This window comes from Burkholderia sp. A9 (assembly GCF_000801975.1).
In genome coordinates, this window is record NZ_JSZN01000004.1 from 236,693 (window position 1) to 255,973 (window position 19,281).

Consider the following 19,281-nt stretch of genomic DNA (forward strand, 5'->3'; position numbering starts at 1 on the left):
CGCGAACGTCACGCGAGCGCGGTGACGGCGATCTCGACGTCGAGACCGGGCTTCATCAGCAGCGCCTGCACGCATGCGCGGGTCGGCGCGTGACCGGCCGGCACCCACGCATCCCACACCGCATTGAACGCGTCGAAGTGCGCGGCATCGCTGAGCCACACGTTGGCCGTCAGCACACGCGTCTTGTCGACGCCGGCCGATGCGAGCAGCGCGTCGATGCGCGTCAGGATTTCGGTCGCCTGCACGGCGATCGGTGCGCCAGCGGTGTCGGGCACCTGGCCGGCCAGATGGACGATGCCGTTGGCGATCACGACCTGGCTCATGCGCGGGCCGGTTTGCAGACGTTTGATTTCAGCGGACATCGATGAACCCCTTTGCGAGGCCAGCCGCGACGGATGACGTCCGGCCGGGTCAATAACGGAAATGACTGGAATATCGCCTGTGAACGAGCGCGAATCGGGCCGCGCATGGGGGCCGCCGCGAGTTTCGCGCCGTCCGATGCTAGAGTGGCCGTCACGCTCGCCGTTGGCGATTTCGACGAAAATTATCATATACGAGAAAATTGATTCTCGAATACGATAAAACCCGTATTCACGCCGCGCGCGCGTCGCGCCCGTTTGCCCGCTTTCGCATGCCCAAATCCACCGCCCCCGTTCCGCCGCCCACCGACGACGCCCCGCCGCAGCTCGACCACCAGACGGTCGGTGCGCGGCTGCGCGACGCGCGCAAGTCGCGCGGCCTGACGCTCGCGCAGCTGTCCGAGCGCTCCGGTATCGCGGTCTCGACGATTTCGAAGGCCGAGCGCGGTGACATTGCGCTGACCTACGACAAGTTCGCGGCGCTCACGCATGCACTCGCACTCGACTTCGACACGATATTCGGGCGGCCCGCGCCGGCCGGCGCGATGACGCCATCGTTCACGCCGGCCGGCCAGCAGATGGTCTACGACACGCCGAACTACGCGTACGGGATGCTCGCAAACGACCTGACCGGCAAGCGGATGGTGCCGGTGCGCGGGCGCATCCATGCGCGCAAGCTGTCCGACTTCGCCGACTACATCCGGCACACCGGAGAGGAATTCGTGTTCGTGCTGAGCGGCGAGCTGGAGCTGCGCTTCGAGAACGGCACCGCGTACCGGCTCGGCGCCGGCGACAGCCTGTATTTCGATAGCGCGATCGGGCATGTCTATCTGAGCCTCGGCGACACGGACGCCGAGGTGCTCGTGTGCTGCGTCGACGGCGACGCGCGGCGGCCGTGGGACGCGATCTGACGCTGACCGACGCAGTCGCAGATACTGCTCATCGGGTTTCACGTCACGCTACGCACCTGATTCACGCATGATACGAACGATCCGGGCAGCTCCGACACAACACCCCGTCGTTCGATCGCGACGTCATCGCGCGTCGCATTCGAGCCGCTCACACGACCGGCGGATTCCGATTAGCATAGGCACAATGCGTCGCGCCTCCGATGCGGCACACGACGCATCCCCCTCCCTCCACCGGAATGCCCGCGATGACAATCACGATCCGCCTGCTCGATGCCGCCGACGCCCCCCGTTTCCAGGCTGTCCGCCTGCGTGCAGTCGACACCGCGCCGACCTCTTTCCTGCCCACGCTCGATGAGGAATCGCAGGTGCCGGTCGACGAGTTCGCGTCGCGCATCACGCCGGGCCACGCACGCGCCGTGTTTGGCGCGTTCGACGGCGACACGCTCGTCGGCATCACCGGTGTGCGCCGCGATGCTCGCGCGAAGATCGCACACAAGGCGACGATCTGGGGCGTGTTCGTCGATGCCGCCTATCGCGGGCAAGGCATCGCGCAAACGCTGCTCGATCGCGCAACCGCGCACGCGGCGCAGGTATGGGAATGCAAGCAACTGATGCTGTGCGTGAACGAGATCAACGGCACCGCCGAACGGCTGTACGCGGCGCAAGGGTTCGTCCGGTTCGGCACGGAGCCGCGTTCGTTGTTCGTCGACGGGCGCTTCTACGATGAACATCACATGGTGAAGACGCTGGCGTAACGCGGCCGCGTTCGCGTGCAACGGCCGGTCGCACGGGCCGCACGCGAACGCTCTCGTCCACCCCGTTACGTCACCGCTTGTCGGCGATCGTCGCGTTCGTCAGCGTCATCGCGCTCACGTTGAACGCATAGACCGGGCCCGGTGACGTGACGGTTGGCATGCCCGACGCGACCGGCGTCCCGAAGTCGCAGTTGCTGATCGTCACGCCGGAGATCGGCTGCACGGCGGGCGTCGGCGGCGTGTCGTTGTAGTCGAACGCGACTGGCCCCTGCGCGACGATCGCGCAGGGGCGCGCGCCGTGTGCGTGACGTCGAAGTCATGCTTGCGGAACGCGAACCGCGACAGGTGCGCGAGCGACGCCGCAATGCGCGCCGCCGCGCCGTGATCGCCCCAAATCAGGTCGACCGCCGCATTGGGCGGCGTGCCGGCCGCCAATGCGCGGGTGGCCGCGAGCGGTCCGCCGAGCACCGCGCCGCCGGCGAGCGTACCGGTCCAGCCGATGAAGTCGCGGCGCGATACCCGCTTCGGTGACGGCGATCGGACAGACGAAGCCGAACGGCGACGGTTGGCGTCCATACCATCTCCTTCAGCGGTTGGGTATCGATACGCCGATCGACGGATCCATATTCATACGTCGTCGTATTACATCGATCAGTCTAGACTCGATCAAAGCCGAGGGAATATCCGTCGTTTACTCTGTCATTTATGATCTATTCCCGCCGATGTGAGTGCACACTCGCTTCTTTATCTCCAAACAAAGATATAAGTTGTCGTATCTTTATGCGCAAAAACTCCTTGTCTGACGGATACGCGGTCGAGTCCGAATCGACCGCGCGCAGGGAATATGACAAGCTCGCGGAGGCCTCACCGGTCCATTCAAACCCGTCACAGGAGCCTCAATTGCAGACCCGCCACGGAGTCGACCTCATCCGCGCCCGCGCGCTGTTCGATCGCGAGCGCCGTGCCTTCACCGAAGCAATGCCAACCTCCCGCGCGTTGTCCGCGGAAGCGTCCGAGCACCTGCTGTTCGGTGTGCCGCTGCACTGGATGCAGGACTGGTCGACGCCGTTCTCGCTGGTCGTGAAGGAGGCGCGCGGTGCGACGTTCACCGACGTCGATGGTCACCGCTATGCGGACTTCTGCCTCGGCGACACCGGCGCGATGTTCGGCCATGCACCCGAGCCGGTCGCGCGCGCACTCGCCGAACAGGCGACGCGCGGCTACACGACGATGCTGCCGAGCGAGGACGCCGCGTGGGTATCGCGCGAGCTCGCGCGGCGCTTCCGGCTGCCGATCTGGCAGTTCGCGCTGAGCGCGAGCGACGCGAACCGCTTCGTGCTGCGCTGGGCGCGCGCGGCCACCGGCCGCAAGACGATCGTCGTGTTCAACGGCTGTTATCACGGCACGGTCGACGACGTGTTCGTCGATCTCGTCGACGGCCGCCCGGTGCAGCGCGACAGCCTGCTCGGGCAGTCCTATGACCTGCTCGCGAACACCCGCGTGGTCGAATTCAACGATCTGGACGCGCTCGAAGCGGCGCTGAAGGACGGCGACGTCGCGTGCGTGCTGGCCGAGCCCGCGATGACGAACATCGGGATGGTGCTCCCTGAGCCGGGCTTCTGGGAGGCGGCGCGCGAACTGACGCGCCGCTACGGCACGCTGCTCGTGATCGACGAAACCCACACGATCAGCAGCGGCCCGGGCGGCTACGCAGCCGCGCACGGTCTCGAACCGGACGCGCTAGTTGTCGGCAAGCCGATCGCCGGCGGCGTGCCGTGCGCGGTGTACGGCTTCAGCGCCGACTTCGCGGCGCGCGCGAAGCAGGCGAAGCTGAATGCGCCGCCCGGCCATTCCGGGATCGGCACGACGCTCACCGCGAACATGCTGGCGATGCATGCGATGCGTGCGACGCTCGCCGAAGTCGCGACCGATGCCGCGTATACGCACATGTTCGAGTTGGCCGCGCGGCTCGCGACCGGGCTCGAACGGGCAATCGCGAAACACGGATTGCCGTGGTGCGTGACGCGCATCGGCGCGCGCACCGAGTTCCAGTTCACGCCGACGCCGCCACGCAACGGCACGATCGCGGGCGAACAGCTCGACAGCGAGCTCGAGCACATCGTGCACCTGTACCTGCTGAACCGCGGCGTGCTGATCACGCCGTTCCACAACATGATGCTCGTGTGCCCGCAGACGACGGCCGACGACGTCGACACGCTCGTCGCGCAATTCGACGCATGCCTGGGCGAACTGGTGTGACGTGATCCACCGTGCGTCCGGCTCGCCTGCCTCGGCAGGCCGGACGCCCGCTCGGCGCTACTTCGGCAGATCGGTCGGATCGGCCTGCGCGCCGGGCACGCCCGCGGAGCGCGCACTCACTTCCAGCTCCACACGCAGCGCCGCGCGCGTATCGACGCGGCTACTTCGGCAGATCCGTCGGATCGACCTGCGTACCGGGCACGCCCGCGGAGCGCGCGCTCACTTCAAGCTCGTCGCGCAGCGCCGCACGCGCATCGCCTCCACCGGCACCCTGCCCCGACGCAGCACCGCCATCGAGTGCCGGCAGGATGTAATCGTTCACCATCCGCCGGAACAGCTTCACGTTCTCGGCATCGCGCAGGCCGCCGTCCACCGGCAGCACGCCCGTCATCACGATCACCGTATTGCGCTTCGGCAGCACCGTGATGAATTGCCCCTTGAAGCCCATCGCGTCGAATTCGGGCTCGCTCTCGACGATGTTGTTGATCCACCAGTAGTAGCCAAAATGCGGCGACACACGCGGCGCCGTCATCTGTGCGATCCACGCTTGCGGGACCACCTGCCGCCCCTGCCAGCGCCCGCCGTCGAGCACGAGCATGCCGATCTTCGCCATGTCGACGGCGCGCAGCCGCAGCCCCCAGCCGGCCGACACGAGCCCGGTGCGGTCCGCGCGCTCCCATGCGGCGCGCTTCATGTCGAGCGGAGCGAACAGATGCGTCCGCGCATAGCGCTCGACGGGTTCGCCGGCCGCCGCGCTCAACATCGCCGACGCGAGGATCGGGTTCACGTCGGTGTAGTCGAACGCGGTGCCGGGCGCGACCTTCGGCACCGCCGACGCCGCGAGCTTCAGCCGGTCCGGCGCGGTGTAGTAGATCGGATCGTCCTTCGGGCTGAAGTCGTAATGCAGGCCGCTCGACATCGACAGCACGTGCTTCAGCGCGATGCCGCGCTTGTCCGCGAGCGCGCCGCCCAGGTCGGGACGCCACGCGGCGAGCCGCGCGGCCACCGGGTCGTCGAGATGCACGGCGCCGCGCTCGACCAGGATGCCCGCGACGAGCGACGTCACGGCCTTCGTCACCGAGTACAGCTCGTAGGTCGAATCACGCGACGCGTTCGCACCGTAGCGCTCGAACACCAGCTTGCCGTCCTTCACGACGAGCAGGCTGTACACGTCGAGCTTCTGCGCGCGGATCCAGCGCGACAGGTCGACGAGCTTGCGCGAATCGACGCCGACATCTTCCGGCGCGGCGGCCTCGATGCCGGTCTCATGCAGCGGCGGCAGTGCATCGGCCGCCTGCGCCGCGGACAGCGCCGGCACGGGCGCCGACGCCAGCGCACCGCCGCCGATCAGCAACGCCGCAACCCGCGCGAGCAGCCGGCGCATGAAAGGCGCGGCTGGCCGCCGCGCATCGGGATGCCACGCAGACGAGTGGCCAATAATGTTCGCTATCCTCATCAAATCTCCGGCGCATCGTTGAACGCGGCGGCGGTACCGGGCACGCCCTTCGTCTGCCGGCTACGCGCGAGTTCTTCGCGCAGCGCCTGCGTGGTTGCCGCGCGCTCGACCGGCGGCTGCGCGGGCGAGAGCGCCGGCAGGATGTAGTCGCCGACCATCCGTCGATACAGGTTCAGGTAGGTCGCGTCGCGCAGGCCGCCGTCGGTCGGCAGCAGGCTCGTCATCACGACGACCGCGCGCTGCGCGGGCAGCACCGTGATGAACTGCCCCTTGAAGCCCATCGCGCCGAATTCCGGCGTGCCGTGCTCGACGACGTGACTGATCCAGCAGTAGTAGCCGTAATCGGCCGCGGCCGGCGACGGCGTCGTCATCTGCCGGACCCAGCCGGCCGGCACGATCTGCTGGCCGTTCCACTGGCCGTGGTCGAGCAGCAGCATGCCGATTTTCGCCATGTCGACCGCGCGCAATCGCAAGCCCCAGCCGCCGGCCACCGCGCCGGTGCCGTCGGCGCCGCTCCAGCGGTAATGCGCGAAGCCGAGCGGTTCGAACAGCCGCTTGCGCGCGAAGTCGTCCTCGCGTTCCCGCGCGGCGATCGACACGGCGGTGCCGACCAGCACCGGGTTCACGTCGATGTAGTCGAACTGCGTGCCGGGCGGCTGCGCGGCGCGGCTCGTCACCGCGACGTGCAGCCGGTCGGGCGCGTCGTAATACAGCGGATCGGTGCCTTCGCGCGTGGTGTAGCGCAGCCCGCTCGACATCGACATCAGGTGCCGCAGCTCGATGTCCTGCTTGTCCGCGAGTTCGCTCGCGAGATCGGGCCGCGCGGCCGCGAGCAGCGGCGCGACCTTCGTCGACGGGCCGAGCTTGCCCTCGCCGTCGAGGATGCCGGCGAGCAGCGCGGTGATCGTCTTCGTTACCGAATACAGCTCGTAGTTGTTGTCGCGCGAAAGGCCCTCGCCGTAGCGCTCGAACACGATCCGACCGTCCTTCACGACGACGAGGCTGCGCACGTCCATCCGGTCGCGGCGCAGCCATTCGGACAGCCGTACGAGCGGCGCCGAATCGACGCCGACCGCTTCGGGCACGACGCTCGGCAGGTCCTGCGGTGCGCCACCGGCGGCCAGCGCCGGGCCGCCGTTTGAACCGGCGACGATGGCCGCCGCCGCGATGCCGCGCATTGCGTGGGAAACGCTCATTCTTGCTCCTGTTGAAACTGCGCCCGCTGCTGCAAGCGGGCGCTCACATCAAGTCACGTGAAGTCAGTCGAGACACGGCGTGCCGGCCGGCACGAACTGCCCGCGCCCCGGCTCCGCCGCGAGCAGCCGGCCGTCCTCGACGAGCAGCTCGCCGCGCGACAGGCAATGACGCGGCCAGCCCGTCACCTCGATGCCTTCATAAGGCGTGTAGTCGACCGCATGATGCAGCGCCGAATTCGCGATCCGCACGCGCTTGTCCGGGTCCCATACGACGATATCCGCATCGGCGCCGACCGCGATCGTCCCCTTGCGCGGATACAGCCCGTACAGCTTCGCGGGCCGCAGCGAAGTCAGCTCGACGAACTGGTGCAGCGACAGATGCCCCTTGCGTACGCCGTCGAACAGCAGCGGCAGCCGCGTCTCGAGGCCCGGGATTCCGTTCGGGATATGGTCGAACGATACGCGCTGACCGCCCGGATGCTTGCCGCACGGGTCGTCGTAGTTGAACGGCGCATGGTCCGACGAGAATACCGAGAATACGCCCTGCTTCAGCGCCTTCCACACGGCCTGCTGGTTGGCCGGATCGCGCGGCGGCGGGCTGCATACGCACTTCGCGCCGTCGTAGCCGTCGTAGCCGTCGTGACCGTCGTGGCCGAGATCGGCGGCCGTCAGGTACAGGTACTGCGGGCACGTTTCGGCCAGGATCGGCAGCCCGCGCGACTGCCCCCAGCGGATCTGCTCGATCGCTTCGGCGCCCGACACGTGCACGATCAGGATCGGCACGTCGACGAGTTCCGCGAATGCGATCGCGCGATGCGTCGCCTCACGTTCGACCACGGCTGGCCGCGCATGCGCATGGAAGTGCGGCGCGACGTGGCCGTCGCCGAGCAGCCGCTCGGTCAGCCAGCCGATGCAGTCCGAATTCTCCGCATGCACCATCACGAGCGCGCCGTGCGCGCGCGCGACCGACAGCACGTCGAGCATCTGCCGGTCGTTCAGCTTCAGGTCGTCGTAGGTCATGTACACCTTGAACGACGTGTAGCCGTTCGCGATCAGCCTCGGCAACTCCTCGGCCAACACATGCGGCGTCGGATCGGCGACGATCAGGTGAAAACCGTAGTCGACCAGCGCGCGCCCTTCCGCGCGCCGGTGATAGTCGTCCACGGCGGCCTGCAGCGACTGCCCCTTCGCCTGCGCGGCGAACGGGATCACGGTGGTCGTGCCGCCGCACAGTGCCGAGCGCGTGCCGGACAGGAAGTCGTCGGCCATCCGCAGCCCGTCGGGCATCGGCTGGTCGAGATGGCAGTGCGCATCGACGCCGCCCGGCATCACCAGCATCCCGCTCGCATCGAGCTCGCGCGGCGCATGCGGCAGCCCGTGGCCGAGCATGGCCACGCGCCCCGCGCGGATGCCGATGTCGCACGAGAACCGGTCCGCCGCCGTCACGACGTCCGCGTGACGGATCACGAAATCGAGATCGTTCGACATGGCGCGCGCCTCAGATCACGTCGCTGAAGAGACGCCCCCAGCCCTTCACCTGGCGCGTGTCGTAGTCGGCGAGCTGCAGCGACTTCCACACGACGGTCGAGATGGTGTCGTAGACCGGAATGCCCGTCTCTTCCTCGAGCGCCGGCACCAGATGCGCGGCGTTCAGGTTCGTGCAGAAGATCGAGATCGCGCGCGGGCCGGCCTTCGCGACTTCGCGCACCATCCCGCCGATCTGGTCGCCCGTCACTTCGGAGAACGAGAAATTGACCTTCAGGTTCAGATGGCGCTCGGCGATGCAGTTCAGGCCCGAGCGGCGGTAGTTGTCGACGATCTTCGTCTGCACGTCGTCGAGATACGGCGTGACGAGGCCGAACTCATGCGCGTTGGTCTTCTTCAGGATCTCGTTGAGTGCGAGCACCGAGGTCGTGGCCGGAATGCCCGTCGCTTCGGTGATCCGCTGGCACAGCCGCTCGTCGGCTTCGAAGCCCAGCCAGCCGGACGATGTGCCGTTCCACGCGATCACGTCGACCTTCGCGTCGGCGAGCAGCATCGCGGCCTGGATGATCTTGTCGTCGTCGAACTGGCCGAGCGCCTGGCCCGACAGCGAGATCTCGGTGACGGGAAAGCGCGCGAAGTGCGCGGACACGCCCGGCAGGCCGGCGACCATCGCGCTCGTCAGCGGTTCGAGCGAGGTGTTGGACGAAGGGGTGAGCATGCCGAGCAGGGTACGTTTCTTCATGATGGATGTCTCTCTACCAGTGAAAGCAGTGGATGCAATGAAAAGGGTCGGTCAGACCGGGAGCTTGTTTTCGTAGTCGATCGAGCTGGAGCACACGAGCAGGCCGACGCCGGCCGCCGCGAACACCATCAGTGCGAGGAAGTAGGAACCGGTGAACTGCACGATCGCGCCGACGACGATCGGCACGGTCACGCCGCCGATGTTGCCGCCGAGGTTCATGAGGCCACCGAGGAAGCCGATCTTGTTGCGCGTGCCGAGCGACGACGGGATGCACCAGTACAGTCCGCACCAGCGCAGGAAGAACAGCGTCGTCGACAGCAGCACGACGCACACGACCGGGCTCTTCACGTAGGCGACGGAGAAGATCGACACGGTCGCGATCACCGCGGCGATGCCGAACAGCGTGCGCATCACGACGTTCGGGCGCCCACCCGCGGCCTTCCACTTGTCGGCGATCCAGCCGCCGAGCAGTTCGCCGACGAAGCCGCAGAAAAAAATGATGAAGGTCGAGCCGCCCATCTGCTTGATGTCGAAGCCGTGCACCTTGTGCAGGTAGTTCGGCATCCACGTGAGCAGCCCGTAGAACACGCTGTTGAAGCACATCCAGCCGAAGAACATGCACCACACCGAGCGGTACTTGAAGAAGTCGCGCGAGCGGCCCGATGCCCCGGCCGGCTCGGCCGCGAGGTCGCTCGCGTGCGACGCCTCGATGTAGTCGGCTTCGAGATCGTTGACGCCCGGATGCTCGCGCGGCGTGTTGCGGATGTAGTACCACGCGAGAAAACCGGCCAGCACCGTGCCCACGCCGGCCACCGCGAACGCGAGCCGCCACGACCCGAGCAGCGCGATCAGCCCGGCAATCAGCACCGCGCCCAGCGCCGCACCGAGCGGCGCGCCACCGTCGAGCAGCGTGGCGCCGCGGCCGCGCTCGGTCTGCGTCATCCAGATCGCGTTGAGCTTGCCGCCGGCCGGGTAGATCGGCGCTTCGGACGCGCCGAGCCCGAGGCGCGTAAGCAGCAGCGACGGCGCGTTCGTGCACAGCGCGGCGATCGCCTGGAAGAAGCCCCAGAACACGGTCGCCGTCGCGATCACGATGCGCGGCTTGAACCGGTCGGCCAGCATCCCGCCCGGGATCTGCATCACCGCATAGGTCCAGAAAAACGAACTGAGGATCAGACCCTCCATCGCCGGCCCGATATTGAACTCCTGCGAGATGTAAGGCATGGCGACGGACAGCGACGCGCGATCGACGTAGTTGATCGCGATGAGGCTCAGCATGACGACGAATATCTTCCAGCGGACGGCGGACTTGCCGACCGTCAGGGCGGCGACACCGGAGGTTGAAGACATGGACGGACTCCAGGAGTGAACGAGGATGGTCAGGACGTCGCGCAACGTTGAGCCGAGTATAGGATTAGAAATTTATAATTACCGTTAGCGTAAACGCTTGGTTTGATTGAGATTCTTATATCACAACGTTGGCGCAGGGTAAGCCCCGATATCGTGATAAGCTCGCACCATCATGAGCCAGACACCCCGCAATCCCCTGCTTCTGCGCACCCGCGGCATGGCCGCGGAGATCGCCGCGCGCCTGCGCGTGATGATCGACGAGGGCGAATTGCCGCCCGGCGCGCGGATCGACGAGAAGGAACTGAGCCTCGCGTTCGACGTGTCGAAGACGCCGCTGCGCGAAGCGCTGAAGGTGCTCGTCGCGGAAGGCGTCGTCACGCATCGCCAGTACATCGGCTATCGCGTCGCGTCGATCGACGTCGACGATCTCGTGTCGACGTTCGAGTTGCTGCACGGGCTCGAGGCGATGGCGGGAGAGTTGCTGCGCAAGCGGATCGGCGCGTCGACGCTTGCCGCGCTGCAGGCGAAGCATCGGAAGATGATCGAGTGCCACGAGGCCGGCAAGCGGGTCGAGTATTTCCGGCTGAACCAGCAAATTCATCAGATGATCATCGACGCGGCGGGCAACCCGGTGCTGTCAGGCGTCTATGCGTCGCTGATGTCGAAGGTGCACCGCGCGCGCGGCGCCGCGAACGCGGACACGCTGCGCTGGGCCGAGTCGCTGCACGAGCACGACGAGATCATGGCCGCGCTCGCCGATCCCGACCATACGCGGCTACCGCAGGTGCTGCGCAGCCATTCGGAGAACACCGCGCGCGAAGTGCTGGCGATCCTCGATCGCACCAGCACGGCCGCCGCGCCGGGCAAGCGGGCGGCCGAAGCGTAACCGCTTCGTGATGGACAGGCCGCCATATTCTGGCGGCCTGACGCCCGCTACGCGGCCTTCAACGCGCGCCGCGCCACTTCCGCGAAATAGCGCGCGCCGACCGGCAGGATCTCGTCGTTGAAATCGTAGGTCGCGTTGTGCAGCGGCACGCCGCCGCGCCCGGCCGCTTCGCCGTTGCCGATGAACACGAAGTTGCCCGGCACTGCCTGCAGGAATGCGCCGAAGTCTTCCGAGATCATCATCGGCTGCACGTCGGCGTTCACCGCGTCGGTCCCCACGATGTGGGCGGCCGCGTGCACGGCTGTCTCGACCCATTCCGGGGAATTCACCGTCGGCGCGAACTCGTGCGTGTACTCGAACGTGCAGGTCGCGCCGTGGGTGCGGCAGATTCCTTCGCTGATCTCGCGCATCCGCGCTTCCAGCAGCGCCTGCACGTCGCGCGAATAGCTGCGCGTGTCGCCCTTGATCGTCACCGTCGACGGCAGCACGTTGCGCAGCCCGTCGGTGATGAACTCCGTGCACGAGATCACGGCCTGCTGGCCCGGATCGAGATTGCGCGACACGATCGTCTGCAGCGCGAGCACGATCTGCGAACCGATCACGATCGGATCGATGCCCATGTGCGGGCGCGCCGCATGCGTGCCGCGTCCGTCGATCCGGATCACGAAGTTGTCCTCGCTCGCCATGATGCCGCCCGCGCGCGTCGAGAACGTGCCGGCGCGCATGCCCGGCATGTTGTGCGCGCCGAAGATCGCATCGACCGGAAAGCGCTCGAACAGGCCGTCGGCCATCATCGCCTTCGCGCCGCGGCCGTGCTCCTCGGCCGGCTGGAAAATGAAGCGCACCGTGCCGTCGAAGTCCTTGCGCTCGGCCAGCAGCTGCGCGGCGCCGAGCACCATCGACATGTGGCCATCGTGCCCGCACGCGTGCATCTTGCCCGGCGTGCGCGACGCATGTTCGCGGCCCGGCGCGTGCTCGACGATGTTCAGTGCGTCCATGTCCGCGCGGATGCCGATCGCACGCGTGCCGGTGCCGACCGTCAGGTTCGCGACGAGCCCGGTGCCGCCAATCCCGCGATGCACGTCGAGCCCGAGCGTCGTCAGGATCCGCGCGACGTAGTCCGACGTGTTCACCTCCTCGAAACCCGTCTCCGGATGCTGGTGCAGATGCCGGCGCCAGCTTTTCAGTTGCCCCTGCAGCGTGCTTTCTTCCGTTGCGTCGATCGCGTCCATCGTGCTTGCCTCGTCGGTCGTCATGTCGTTCGGTTCGCTCAGGCCACTGCGGCCGCGCGGTTCAGCTTCAGCCAGTCGCGCTGGCGCGCGAGCACCGCGTCGGCCGTGTAGCCGACGCACTGCCGGTAGACGGACGGCGCGGTCGCGCCTTCCGTGCTGATCGCCAGCACGCGCGCATTCGCATCGAGCCCCGCCTGCCGCGCCAGCGCCGGGTCGCGCATCAGCACGGTCAGCCCCGCGATACCCGCCGCGCCCGACTCGCCGGACACGAACGGCACGTCGCGTTCGCTGCCGGCGGCGAGCGCGCGCATCGCCTGCACCGCGTCGTCGTCGTCGATCAGCATGAAGTGGTCGATGCTCGGCTCGAGGAAATCCCATGCGAGCGGCGACGCCTCGCCGCACGCGAGCCCGGCCATCACCGAATCGACGCTGCCGGTCGCCTTCGTCGCGCGCCCCGCGAGCGCGCTCTGGTACAGGCAATCGGCCTGGCGCGGCTCGACGACGATGAAATGCGGGCGCTGTGCGCCATCATGCTCCCACAGGTAGCTCACGATACCCGCCGCAAGACCGCCGACGCCGCCCTGCAGGAACACGTGCGTGAACGGCCGGCCGTCGGCGCCCGCCGGCTGCTGCGCGAGCGCTTCGGCCGCGATCACGCCGTAGCCCTGCATCACGTCGCGCGGAATCGCCTCGTAGCCGTCGTACGACGTATCCGACACCACGTGCCAGCCGTTCGCGTCCGCGAACTGCGCGGCGTGCACGACCGATTCGTCGTAGTTGCCGGCGATCCGCACGATCCGCGCGCCGTGCGCGGCGATCGCCTGCTCGCGCTCGGCATCGACGTGCGCGTGCAGCACGATCACGCAGCGGCAGCCGATCGCGCGCGCGGCGGCGGCCAGCGCGCGCCCATGGTTGCCGTCGGTCGCGCTGATCACAGTCAGGTCGGCGAGCGACGCCGCGTAACGGCCGGTCATGAGCCCCTGCGGATCGAGCGCCTCGTTGCGCCGCAGCCGCTTCACGAGCCGCATCAGCGCGATCGGCGCGCCGAGCGCCTTGAAGCTGCCGAGCGGCGAACGGCAGGCTTCGTCCTTCACGCTGACGCTCGCGACGCCGAGCCGCGCGGCCAGGTCGGGCAGCGCGCGCAGCGGCGTGCGCGCGGCGCCCACCAGCGGCCAGTGCGACAGCCACGCGCCGCTCTCGTCGGCCGCCGCGATGTTCATGACGCGTTGCAGCGTGTCGGGATAGTCGGTGCGCGACGCGCGGGGATTGGCGATCAGCATGACGGGAAATCTCCGGAAAGGGGCCGCGCGGGCGGCCCGTCGGTGGTTGCGGTGCGGGCGCATACGGGTTGCGCTCGCTGTCGGTCCGAAAATAATATTGCGCATGCCGGTCAACGAAATCGCCAAATCGGCACTCCGGACGCAAAAATTTCTCATTCTTTCGAGGTTGCCGCACCACCATGCCCACCCCACTCGATGCGTTCGATCGCAAGCTGCTGATGGAAGTCCAGCGCGACGCGCACACGCCGCAGAACGAACTCGGCGCCCGCGTGAACCTGTCGACCGCCGCCGTCAACCGCCGCCTGCGGCGGCTCGCGGAAGATGGCGTGATCGAGCGCTATACCGCGATCGTCGCGCCGGACAAGGTCGATCATCCGCTGACGATCGTCGTCAACGTCGAGGTCGAGAGCGAGCAGATCGACCAGCTCGACGCGATGAAGCGGACCTTCGAGCGCTGCCCGCAGATCCAGCAGTGCTACTACGTGACCGGGGAATGGGATTTCGTGCTGATCCTGGCCGTGCGGAACATGGATCAGTACAACGCGCTCACGCGCGAGCTGTTCTTCGCGAACAACAACGTGAAGCGGTTCAAGACGCTCGTGAGCATGAGCCGCGTGAAGGTCGGGCTCGAGGTCCCGGTGGGTTCGGACGAGTAGCGCTTGAATTCAAGATATTAAAATTGGTTAGCCGTGACCATCGCGAATAAAGTTATCCACGCGCTCCATCAATTCTGAGCATGGATTGTTTCGAAATATCCGGGTCGCCATATTTACGGGATCACCAAAGAAGAATCGTTCGTAGAGAACTTGGCGTCCACCAAATGCAGAGATTGATGCATCCCACGCCAGCCGGTACAAATCAATCTTCTCCTCTGCCTCTAGTCTCATGCCTTGAAAATATTTATCGATCTCGCCGCGCATCGGCCCATCCAGATCCTGACTCATCGGTAACGTCACCAAGCCGCTGGCACCAATCTGCTGAACGATCTCCACGATCTGCGGATACATGCGGGGAAACAGGTATCGAGCAGCCTCCAGGGGCCCCCAGTCAGGAACCAGCATGCCAAAATCGTTCGGCCTCGCCCCGGCCTCTGCGGCTAATTTGAATGCCTTCATCGTTTGCCATCCCGCCCAGACCTCGGCCATCTTACCGTGAATATGCTGAAACGACTCAAGCCCAGACCCACGAATCATCAGGGAAATGAGACCAAGAAAAAACTCGATCTTGACAATGTTCTTACACACTACTTGATAGGTTATATGGGCGGTCGCACCGGTCGCGTCGTAGAAGCGATTACAAATGTCTATATCGCGATAGCAAAATACCCGCTCCCACGGAACCAACACATTATCGAAAATCGCTACAGCATCCATTTCCTCATATCGCGCGCCAAGCGGATGATTTTTGCGACCCGTCCCGTAGTCAACGGATTCCCGACAGATAAATTTCAACCCTTCAGTACAGGTCGGCAGAACGAATGCGAATGCGTATGGTTTAGACGCGTCTGAAACATCCAGTAACCTCGCTGGGAAAACCGCTATCTCATCGGCAAAAGGAAGTGTCGCAATCAACCTTGCGCCAGTTACATAGATGCCCGCATCCGTTTCCTTTGTGACATGTGCCGATACAGTAGGGTCATCTTGAAACGCTGGCCCGACTCGGCGATTGGCCCGTGGATTCAATATCGTATGCGTAAGAGCGAGATCGTTGTCTCGCACAAATCGAAAATATTTCCTGGCATTGTGCGAAAACGATCTTCCACCAATGTCGAAAAAATCCGCGGACCCCGCGAATGACGCAACTGCCCTGTTCAGGTAAGCTGGATCGCGACCGAGCATACCCTGGCTGAACTCAGCACCTACAAGAAGCGCCTTACCGACGGACAGCAAATCACTTCGGCTTTTTGTGATCGAAAATGACTTGCTCACTTGTCTTCCGTCAATACTCTCCAACATGAGATCACTGCGATCCCATTGATAGTCATAAAGCGCGGCGAGCGTCTCTATCCCGTTTTTGAGTTGCGCGGATTCTCGAACATTTTCGATACGCCTTCCCTGATACCAAAGCTCAGGAGGATGATTTTCGAGACGTCGCAAGAAATCTTTACCCATCCTCGCACCTCGATACTCATCTTTAAACGCAAGCGACCTGGACATAGCGCCCTTATTTCCTCGACACGAAACCATCATCGTTATATTTTGCGTGCTTGATCGATATCTTCGATGCATAGCATTACGACCTGCCACCGGCTCTCAACAATCACCCACAGTTCGAAGAAATCAAATTGACTGGCCACCTCTCCGCCCCTCGTGATTTGCGCCGAACCGTATACTGTGGCCCAATTCTTGCGCTCCCGCATCTGGTCGATTACCTCCGTATATTTGACATCATTCGTGCGCTTGTTCGGGAATTTCCTTCGACTCACCTCTATAAATGCAATTTCTTCAGATTTTGATATATGCACGCCATTTCTATTCACAAAAAATGATGGCGCCTCAAGATATGCAAGCCAATCCACCTCACCATTCAAGTAAGCATTGATCCAGACATCTCGAATCTGCGCTATCGAGTATTTATGTCTCATTCCGCAAAAATATATGCCCTTCTCTTGGCACCAGCCATTCAGCCGGCATCCGCCCTATACCAAACACATCTTCACTTTCTAACTAGGCAAATACCAATTTCCGATATTTCTCTGCTCGACATGAAATCTTCAGGTCATAGACAGAGGTAAAAAAACCTTTATTCTTCACATTACTCGCATCGTGCCGAGTACCGCCCCATCTAAATTGCTGCTGCCCGCAACACTCTTTCAAAGCGCCGGAAAATCGAACCCGACCTTTCTTTCGCGTCTTCGCTCACGCAACTCCACAAGGAGCATTTCCATGTCCAGTTCTTGTATCGAATGGACTACCCTTTCCTTCAGCTCGCCCGCCTCGGCCACAGTGGCCGAATGATTCACCTTGTCACGAAAAAATCGATTCTTGGTTAATTTTTCCAAGAGCAGCGTCAGCACATCCGACTTGCGGGCAAAGTCGAGCCCGATCGTCACGTGCATTGAAATATCGCTCATAGCTTCAACGTCATGCCAATATCCAAATGGCAAGTACAGGCCCTTTCCCGTGGACAGCAAATACTCCTTAAGCGGCGCTCCCTTGGGGGAAGGCAAGTGGAAACTCTTATCTCCTCGATTCGGCGAGTGGTATGTGGGAGCATATATTGTCCATCGCTTGATACCATGAATTTGTATAGCAAAGACGTCGTGATCGTCGAAGTGGCAGCCAAATCCACTCGGCCCCTTGGGTGAAACATACAAGTTGGCCCAAGCCTGGCAGCAAAGCGAAGAACTAATTTCTTCTGTTAGCGCGCCAACCCCCGGAAAGAATACTTCACAATTGTCTATGATGATTGCGCAGCCATCGCCCAATGCCTTGCGCAGCACTCCATGAACCACCTTTGGTCGCCTCTCTCCCCTCTCCGAGAACGAATAGCGGAGGAATCCGTTATAGTTTCGACTATAGACGTTACCTGCGGCGGCAACCCGGATCCTGGGATAATCGAGCAATCCACTCGATAAAAGTGAATTGACTTCATCCCAGGTAGCTATCCGGTCAACCTTAATTGAGTCGAACACATATGGCCGCAAATGGAGACCCTTCGATAGAAAATCCCGAGAATTCAGCATGCCCGCCCCCCTTGCCTAATATGGATTGCACCGTCAGACTCCTCCATGACATGCGAATTAATTCTTGAGTCTGGTCCGAAAATAAGTCCCGGGGGTTGATGCGCTATCACGAATATGCCCACACTACGCGCGAGGAGCGTTATAGTTCCCGCAAGTTCCTGGGCACCTTTTTCATCCAAGCCCGAAAATGGTTCATCCAATATCAAGATGTCGCATTCCTGCAGCAACCCCCTGGCAATAACCAATCGCTGGCGCTCACCCCCAGAAAGTCGGCCGCCTTTTTCACCAACGATATATTCAAGATCGTTCGCAAATTTATGGAGCCCAACCTTTTCAAGCGTATCGGCAATTTCTTCTCGCGTGATATCACGTCTGCCGTAGCGAAGATTTTCAGCGATAGACTCATTGAAAATAATATTATCCTGAGAAATGTAGCCAATCTTTTTCAATAACAAATTTGAACTCAGACCAAATACATCAACGCCATTTATGAACAATTGATCTCTCAGCGATCGAATTTCCCCGCGCATCGCACGCGCGACAGTACTCTTCCCAATGCCGCTAGGGCCCCGCAGTGTGTTAAGCGATCCCAACGCGATCGAAATTTCCCCATGAATTGGCTGCATGTTGTTCTCATTCAGATCCGCCGCCCTGAAACCTCGAAATGAGAATTCGTAGCATTCCGCGTCGAATACCAAAGAATGCAGATCAGAATCTGAACCAACCCTTATCTCCAACCCTTCCGAAATTCTCGAAATATCTATCCTCGCACTAAGGATATTTCTATAGTTAAAGCCAAGCGTATTGATCTGAACAATCAGTTGCGCCAGCCCGGTTGCGAGCATAATAACAGTGCCAATTGCGCCCTCCCCTTGGCTGGAGTACCACATAAGACTCAAAGAACACACTACCAGACATATAACAGAGGAAGCAGCACTATCTAAAAATAATGTCTTTGAGTTTTTGTTCTTTCTATTTTCCAACCCAGCCAGCAGTGCATTGTGACGGCTCATTCGCTCAATCAGCACACTCGGGGAAATGGAACCCGAATTGATAAAGCTGTCATGCATGAATGCCGCGCATTCAGCATCCGATTTTGCGATACCTCTCAACAATGGTACTCGCCTCTTCGTCACATAGATGACAAAAGCAGAGTAGGTGACCGCAAATGAGACCAAAATTAAACCTGCATCCCATCCCACAAGAAAAACGGAAAATAACGTGACAGACGCGATCTCGAGCGTGATCGACAGCAATGATCTTAATGTATTGTTTAACAGGGTGCGCACCGAAGCAATCGCCTCCTGTATTTTCTTTTGATATTCTCCGGAATTCTTCAGTCTGGCGCTACGATAACCCATCGTTACAACGTACTCGTACCACTTGTTGCGAACGTCACTCTCAATCCGGTTAGCGAGCTTGTTCGAAATCAGCGTTCCGCTGGCGCCAACAATTGGAAGTAGAAATCTCTGCAACGAAAACAAGGCAATAAAGTAGAGTAATGCATCTTGCCTTCCATGCAGCAAGCTATCAGTTAACCACTTCAACATTGCGCCAAACGACGTATTCAGAGCTGCACTCAAGCACGCAAGAGCCAGTACAGCCCCGAAATGCCACTTGTAAAGAAACCATAACTTCGTAGAATATTGAGACACGAGCCACCCTTTATCCCCGACCCTTTGTAT

17 protein-coding genes and 1 pseudogene are annotated in these 19,281 nt (G+C 62.8%); 5 read left to right on the forward strand and 13 right to left on the reverse strand.

Going from position 1 to position 19,281, the window contains the following annotated elements; translation table 11 throughout:
* Positions 1–8 precede the first annotated feature (8 nt).
* Positions 9–362 (reverse strand): RidA family protein, encoded by a 354-nt coding sequence (locus PI86_RS03020; RefSeq protein WP_039318605.1) that lies wholly within the window; start codon positions 360–362, stop codon positions 9–11.
* A 269-nt stretch (positions 363–631) separates the two neighbouring features.
* Here PI86_RS03020 and PI86_RS03025 point away from each other — a divergent pair, with 269 nt between their 5' ends.
* Together PI86_RS03025 and PI86_RS03030 are read left to right on the forward strand one after the other, a co-directional pair.
* Positions 632–1,270, forward strand: a complete 639-nt coding sequence (locus tag PI86_RS03025; RefSeq protein WP_039318747.1) for a helix-turn-helix domain-containing protein — start codon at positions 632–634, stop codon at positions 1,268–1,270.
* 245 nt (positions 1,271–1,515) lie between these two features.
* Positions 1,516–2,025 carry a GNAT family N-acetyltransferase gene (locus PI86_RS03030; RefSeq protein ID WP_039318607.1) on the forward strand — a complete coding sequence of 170 codons (510 nt, stop codon included), beginning with the start codon at positions 1,516–1,518 and terminating at the stop codon, positions 2,023–2,025.
* A 70-nt stretch (positions 2,026–2,095) separates the two neighbouring features.
* Here PI86_RS03030 and PI86_RS03040 read toward each other — a convergent pair.
* Positions 2,096–2,601: pseudogene (locus tag PI86_RS03040) on the reverse strand (hypothetical protein).
* Positions 2,602–2,925: 324 nt separating this feature from the next.
* Between PI86_RS03040 and PI86_RS03045 the strand changes: the two are divergent.
* Positions 2,926–4,284 carry an aspartate aminotransferase family protein gene (locus PI86_RS03045; protein ID WP_039318613.1) on the forward strand — a complete coding sequence of 453 codons (1,359 nt, stop codon included), beginning with the start codon at positions 2,926–2,928 and terminating at the stop codon, positions 4,282–4,284.
* A 160-nt stretch (positions 4,285–4,444) separates the two neighbouring features.
* Here the strand turns inward: PI86_RS03045 and PI86_RS03050 are convergent, their stop codons facing one another.
* From PI86_RS03050 to PI86_RS03070, 5 genes are all read right to left on the reverse strand, one after another.
* Complete coding sequence (locus tag PI86_RS03050) at positions 4,445–5,668, reverse strand: serine hydrolase domain-containing protein (RefSeq protein WP_039318615.1); 1,224 nt, start codon at positions 5,666–5,668, stop codon at positions 4,445–4,447.
* Between the two features lie 71 nt (positions 5,669–5,739).
* Positions 5,740–6,936 carry a serine hydrolase domain-containing protein gene (locus tag PI86_RS03055; RefSeq protein WP_039318617.1) on the reverse strand — a complete coding sequence of 399 codons (1,197 nt, stop codon included), beginning with the start codon at positions 6,934–6,936 and terminating at the stop codon, positions 5,740–5,742.
* 63 nt (positions 6,937–6,999) lie between these two features.
* Entirely contained in the window at positions 7,000–8,424 is a 1,425-nt protein-coding gene (gene hydA / locus PI86_RS03060; protein WP_039318618.1) for a dihydropyrimidinase, read from the reverse strand.
* A gap of 10 nt (positions 8,425–8,434) precedes the next feature.
* Complete coding sequence (locus PI86_RS03065) at positions 8,435–9,163, reverse strand: maleate cis-trans isomerase family protein (protein WP_039318620.1); 729 nt, start codon at positions 9,161–9,163, stop codon at positions 8,435–8,437.
* Between the two features lie 51 nt (positions 9,164–9,214).
* A complete protein-coding gene (locus PI86_RS03070; protein ID WP_039318622.1) occupies positions 9,215–10,513 on the reverse strand; it encodes an MFS transporter in 1,299 nt (432 codons plus the stop codon).
* Positions 10,514–10,685: 172 nt separating this feature from the next.
* On the opposite strand from PI86_RS03070, the gene PI86_RS03075 reads away from it, so the two are divergent.
* Positions 10,686–11,399: a GntR family transcriptional regulator gene (locus tag PI86_RS03075; protein WP_039318624.1), complete on the forward strand. Its 714-nt coding sequence runs from the start codon at positions 10,686–10,688 to the stop codon at positions 11,397–11,399.
* 47 nt (positions 11,400–11,446) lie between these two features.
* On the opposite strand, the gene PI86_RS03080 is transcribed toward PI86_RS03075, so the two are convergent.
* Both PI86_RS03080 and PI86_RS03085 read right to left on the reverse strand, forming a co-directional pair.
* The gene (locus tag PI86_RS03080) at positions 11,447–12,631 is read right to left on the reverse strand and encodes a M20 aminoacylase family protein (RefSeq protein ID WP_039318749.1); all 1,185 of its coding nucleotides are present in this window, start codon (positions 12,629–12,631) and stop codon (positions 11,447–11,449) included.
* Between the two features lie 38 nt (positions 12,632–12,669).
* Positions 12,670–13,911: a diaminopropionate ammonia-lyase gene (locus PI86_RS03085; protein WP_039318626.1), complete on the reverse strand. Its 1,242-nt coding sequence runs from the start codon at positions 13,909–13,911 to the stop codon at positions 12,670–12,672.
* A 179-nt stretch (positions 13,912–14,090) separates the two neighbouring features.
* Between PI86_RS03085 and PI86_RS03090 the strand changes: the two genes are divergently transcribed.
* Positions 14,091–14,567 (forward strand): Lrp/AsnC family transcriptional regulator, encoded by a 477-nt coding sequence (locus PI86_RS03090; RefSeq protein ID WP_014900764.1) that lies wholly within the window; start codon positions 14,091–14,093, stop codon positions 14,565–14,567.
* A gap of 27 nt (positions 14,568–14,594) precedes the next feature.
* Here the strand turns inward: PI86_RS03090 and hpaB are convergent, their stop codons facing one another.
* The 4 genes from hpaB to PI86_RS15965 all read right to left on the reverse strand — a co-directional run bounded on the left by hpaB (position 14,595) and on the right by PI86_RS15965 (position 19,179).
* Positions 14,595–16,067, reverse strand: a complete 1,473-nt coding sequence (hpaB, locus tag PI86_RS03095; RefSeq protein ID WP_235362674.1) for a 4-hydroxyphenylacetate 3-monooxygenase, oxygenase component — start codon at positions 16,065–16,067, stop codon at positions 14,595–14,597.
* 35 nt (positions 16,068–16,102) lie between these two features.
* Positions 16,103–16,495, reverse strand: coding sequence for a hypothetical protein (locus PI86_RS16820; protein ID WP_152608031.1), 393 nt, complete (start codon positions 16,493–16,495; stop codon positions 16,103–16,105).
* A 228-nt stretch (positions 16,496–16,723) separates the two neighbouring features.
* Positions 16,724–17,365, reverse strand: a complete 642-nt coding sequence (locus PI86_RS15960) for a JmjC domain-containing protein (RefSeq protein ID WP_326929216.1) — start codon at positions 17,363–17,365, stop codon at positions 16,724–16,726.
* A 224-nt stretch (positions 17,366–17,589) separates the two neighbouring features.
* Positions 17,590–19,179, reverse strand: a complete 1,590-nt coding sequence (locus PI86_RS15965) for an ATP-binding cassette domain-containing protein (RefSeq protein ID WP_152608032.1) — start codon at positions 19,177–19,179, stop codon at positions 17,590–17,592.
* Between the last annotated feature and the right edge of the window lie 102 nt (positions 19,180–19,281).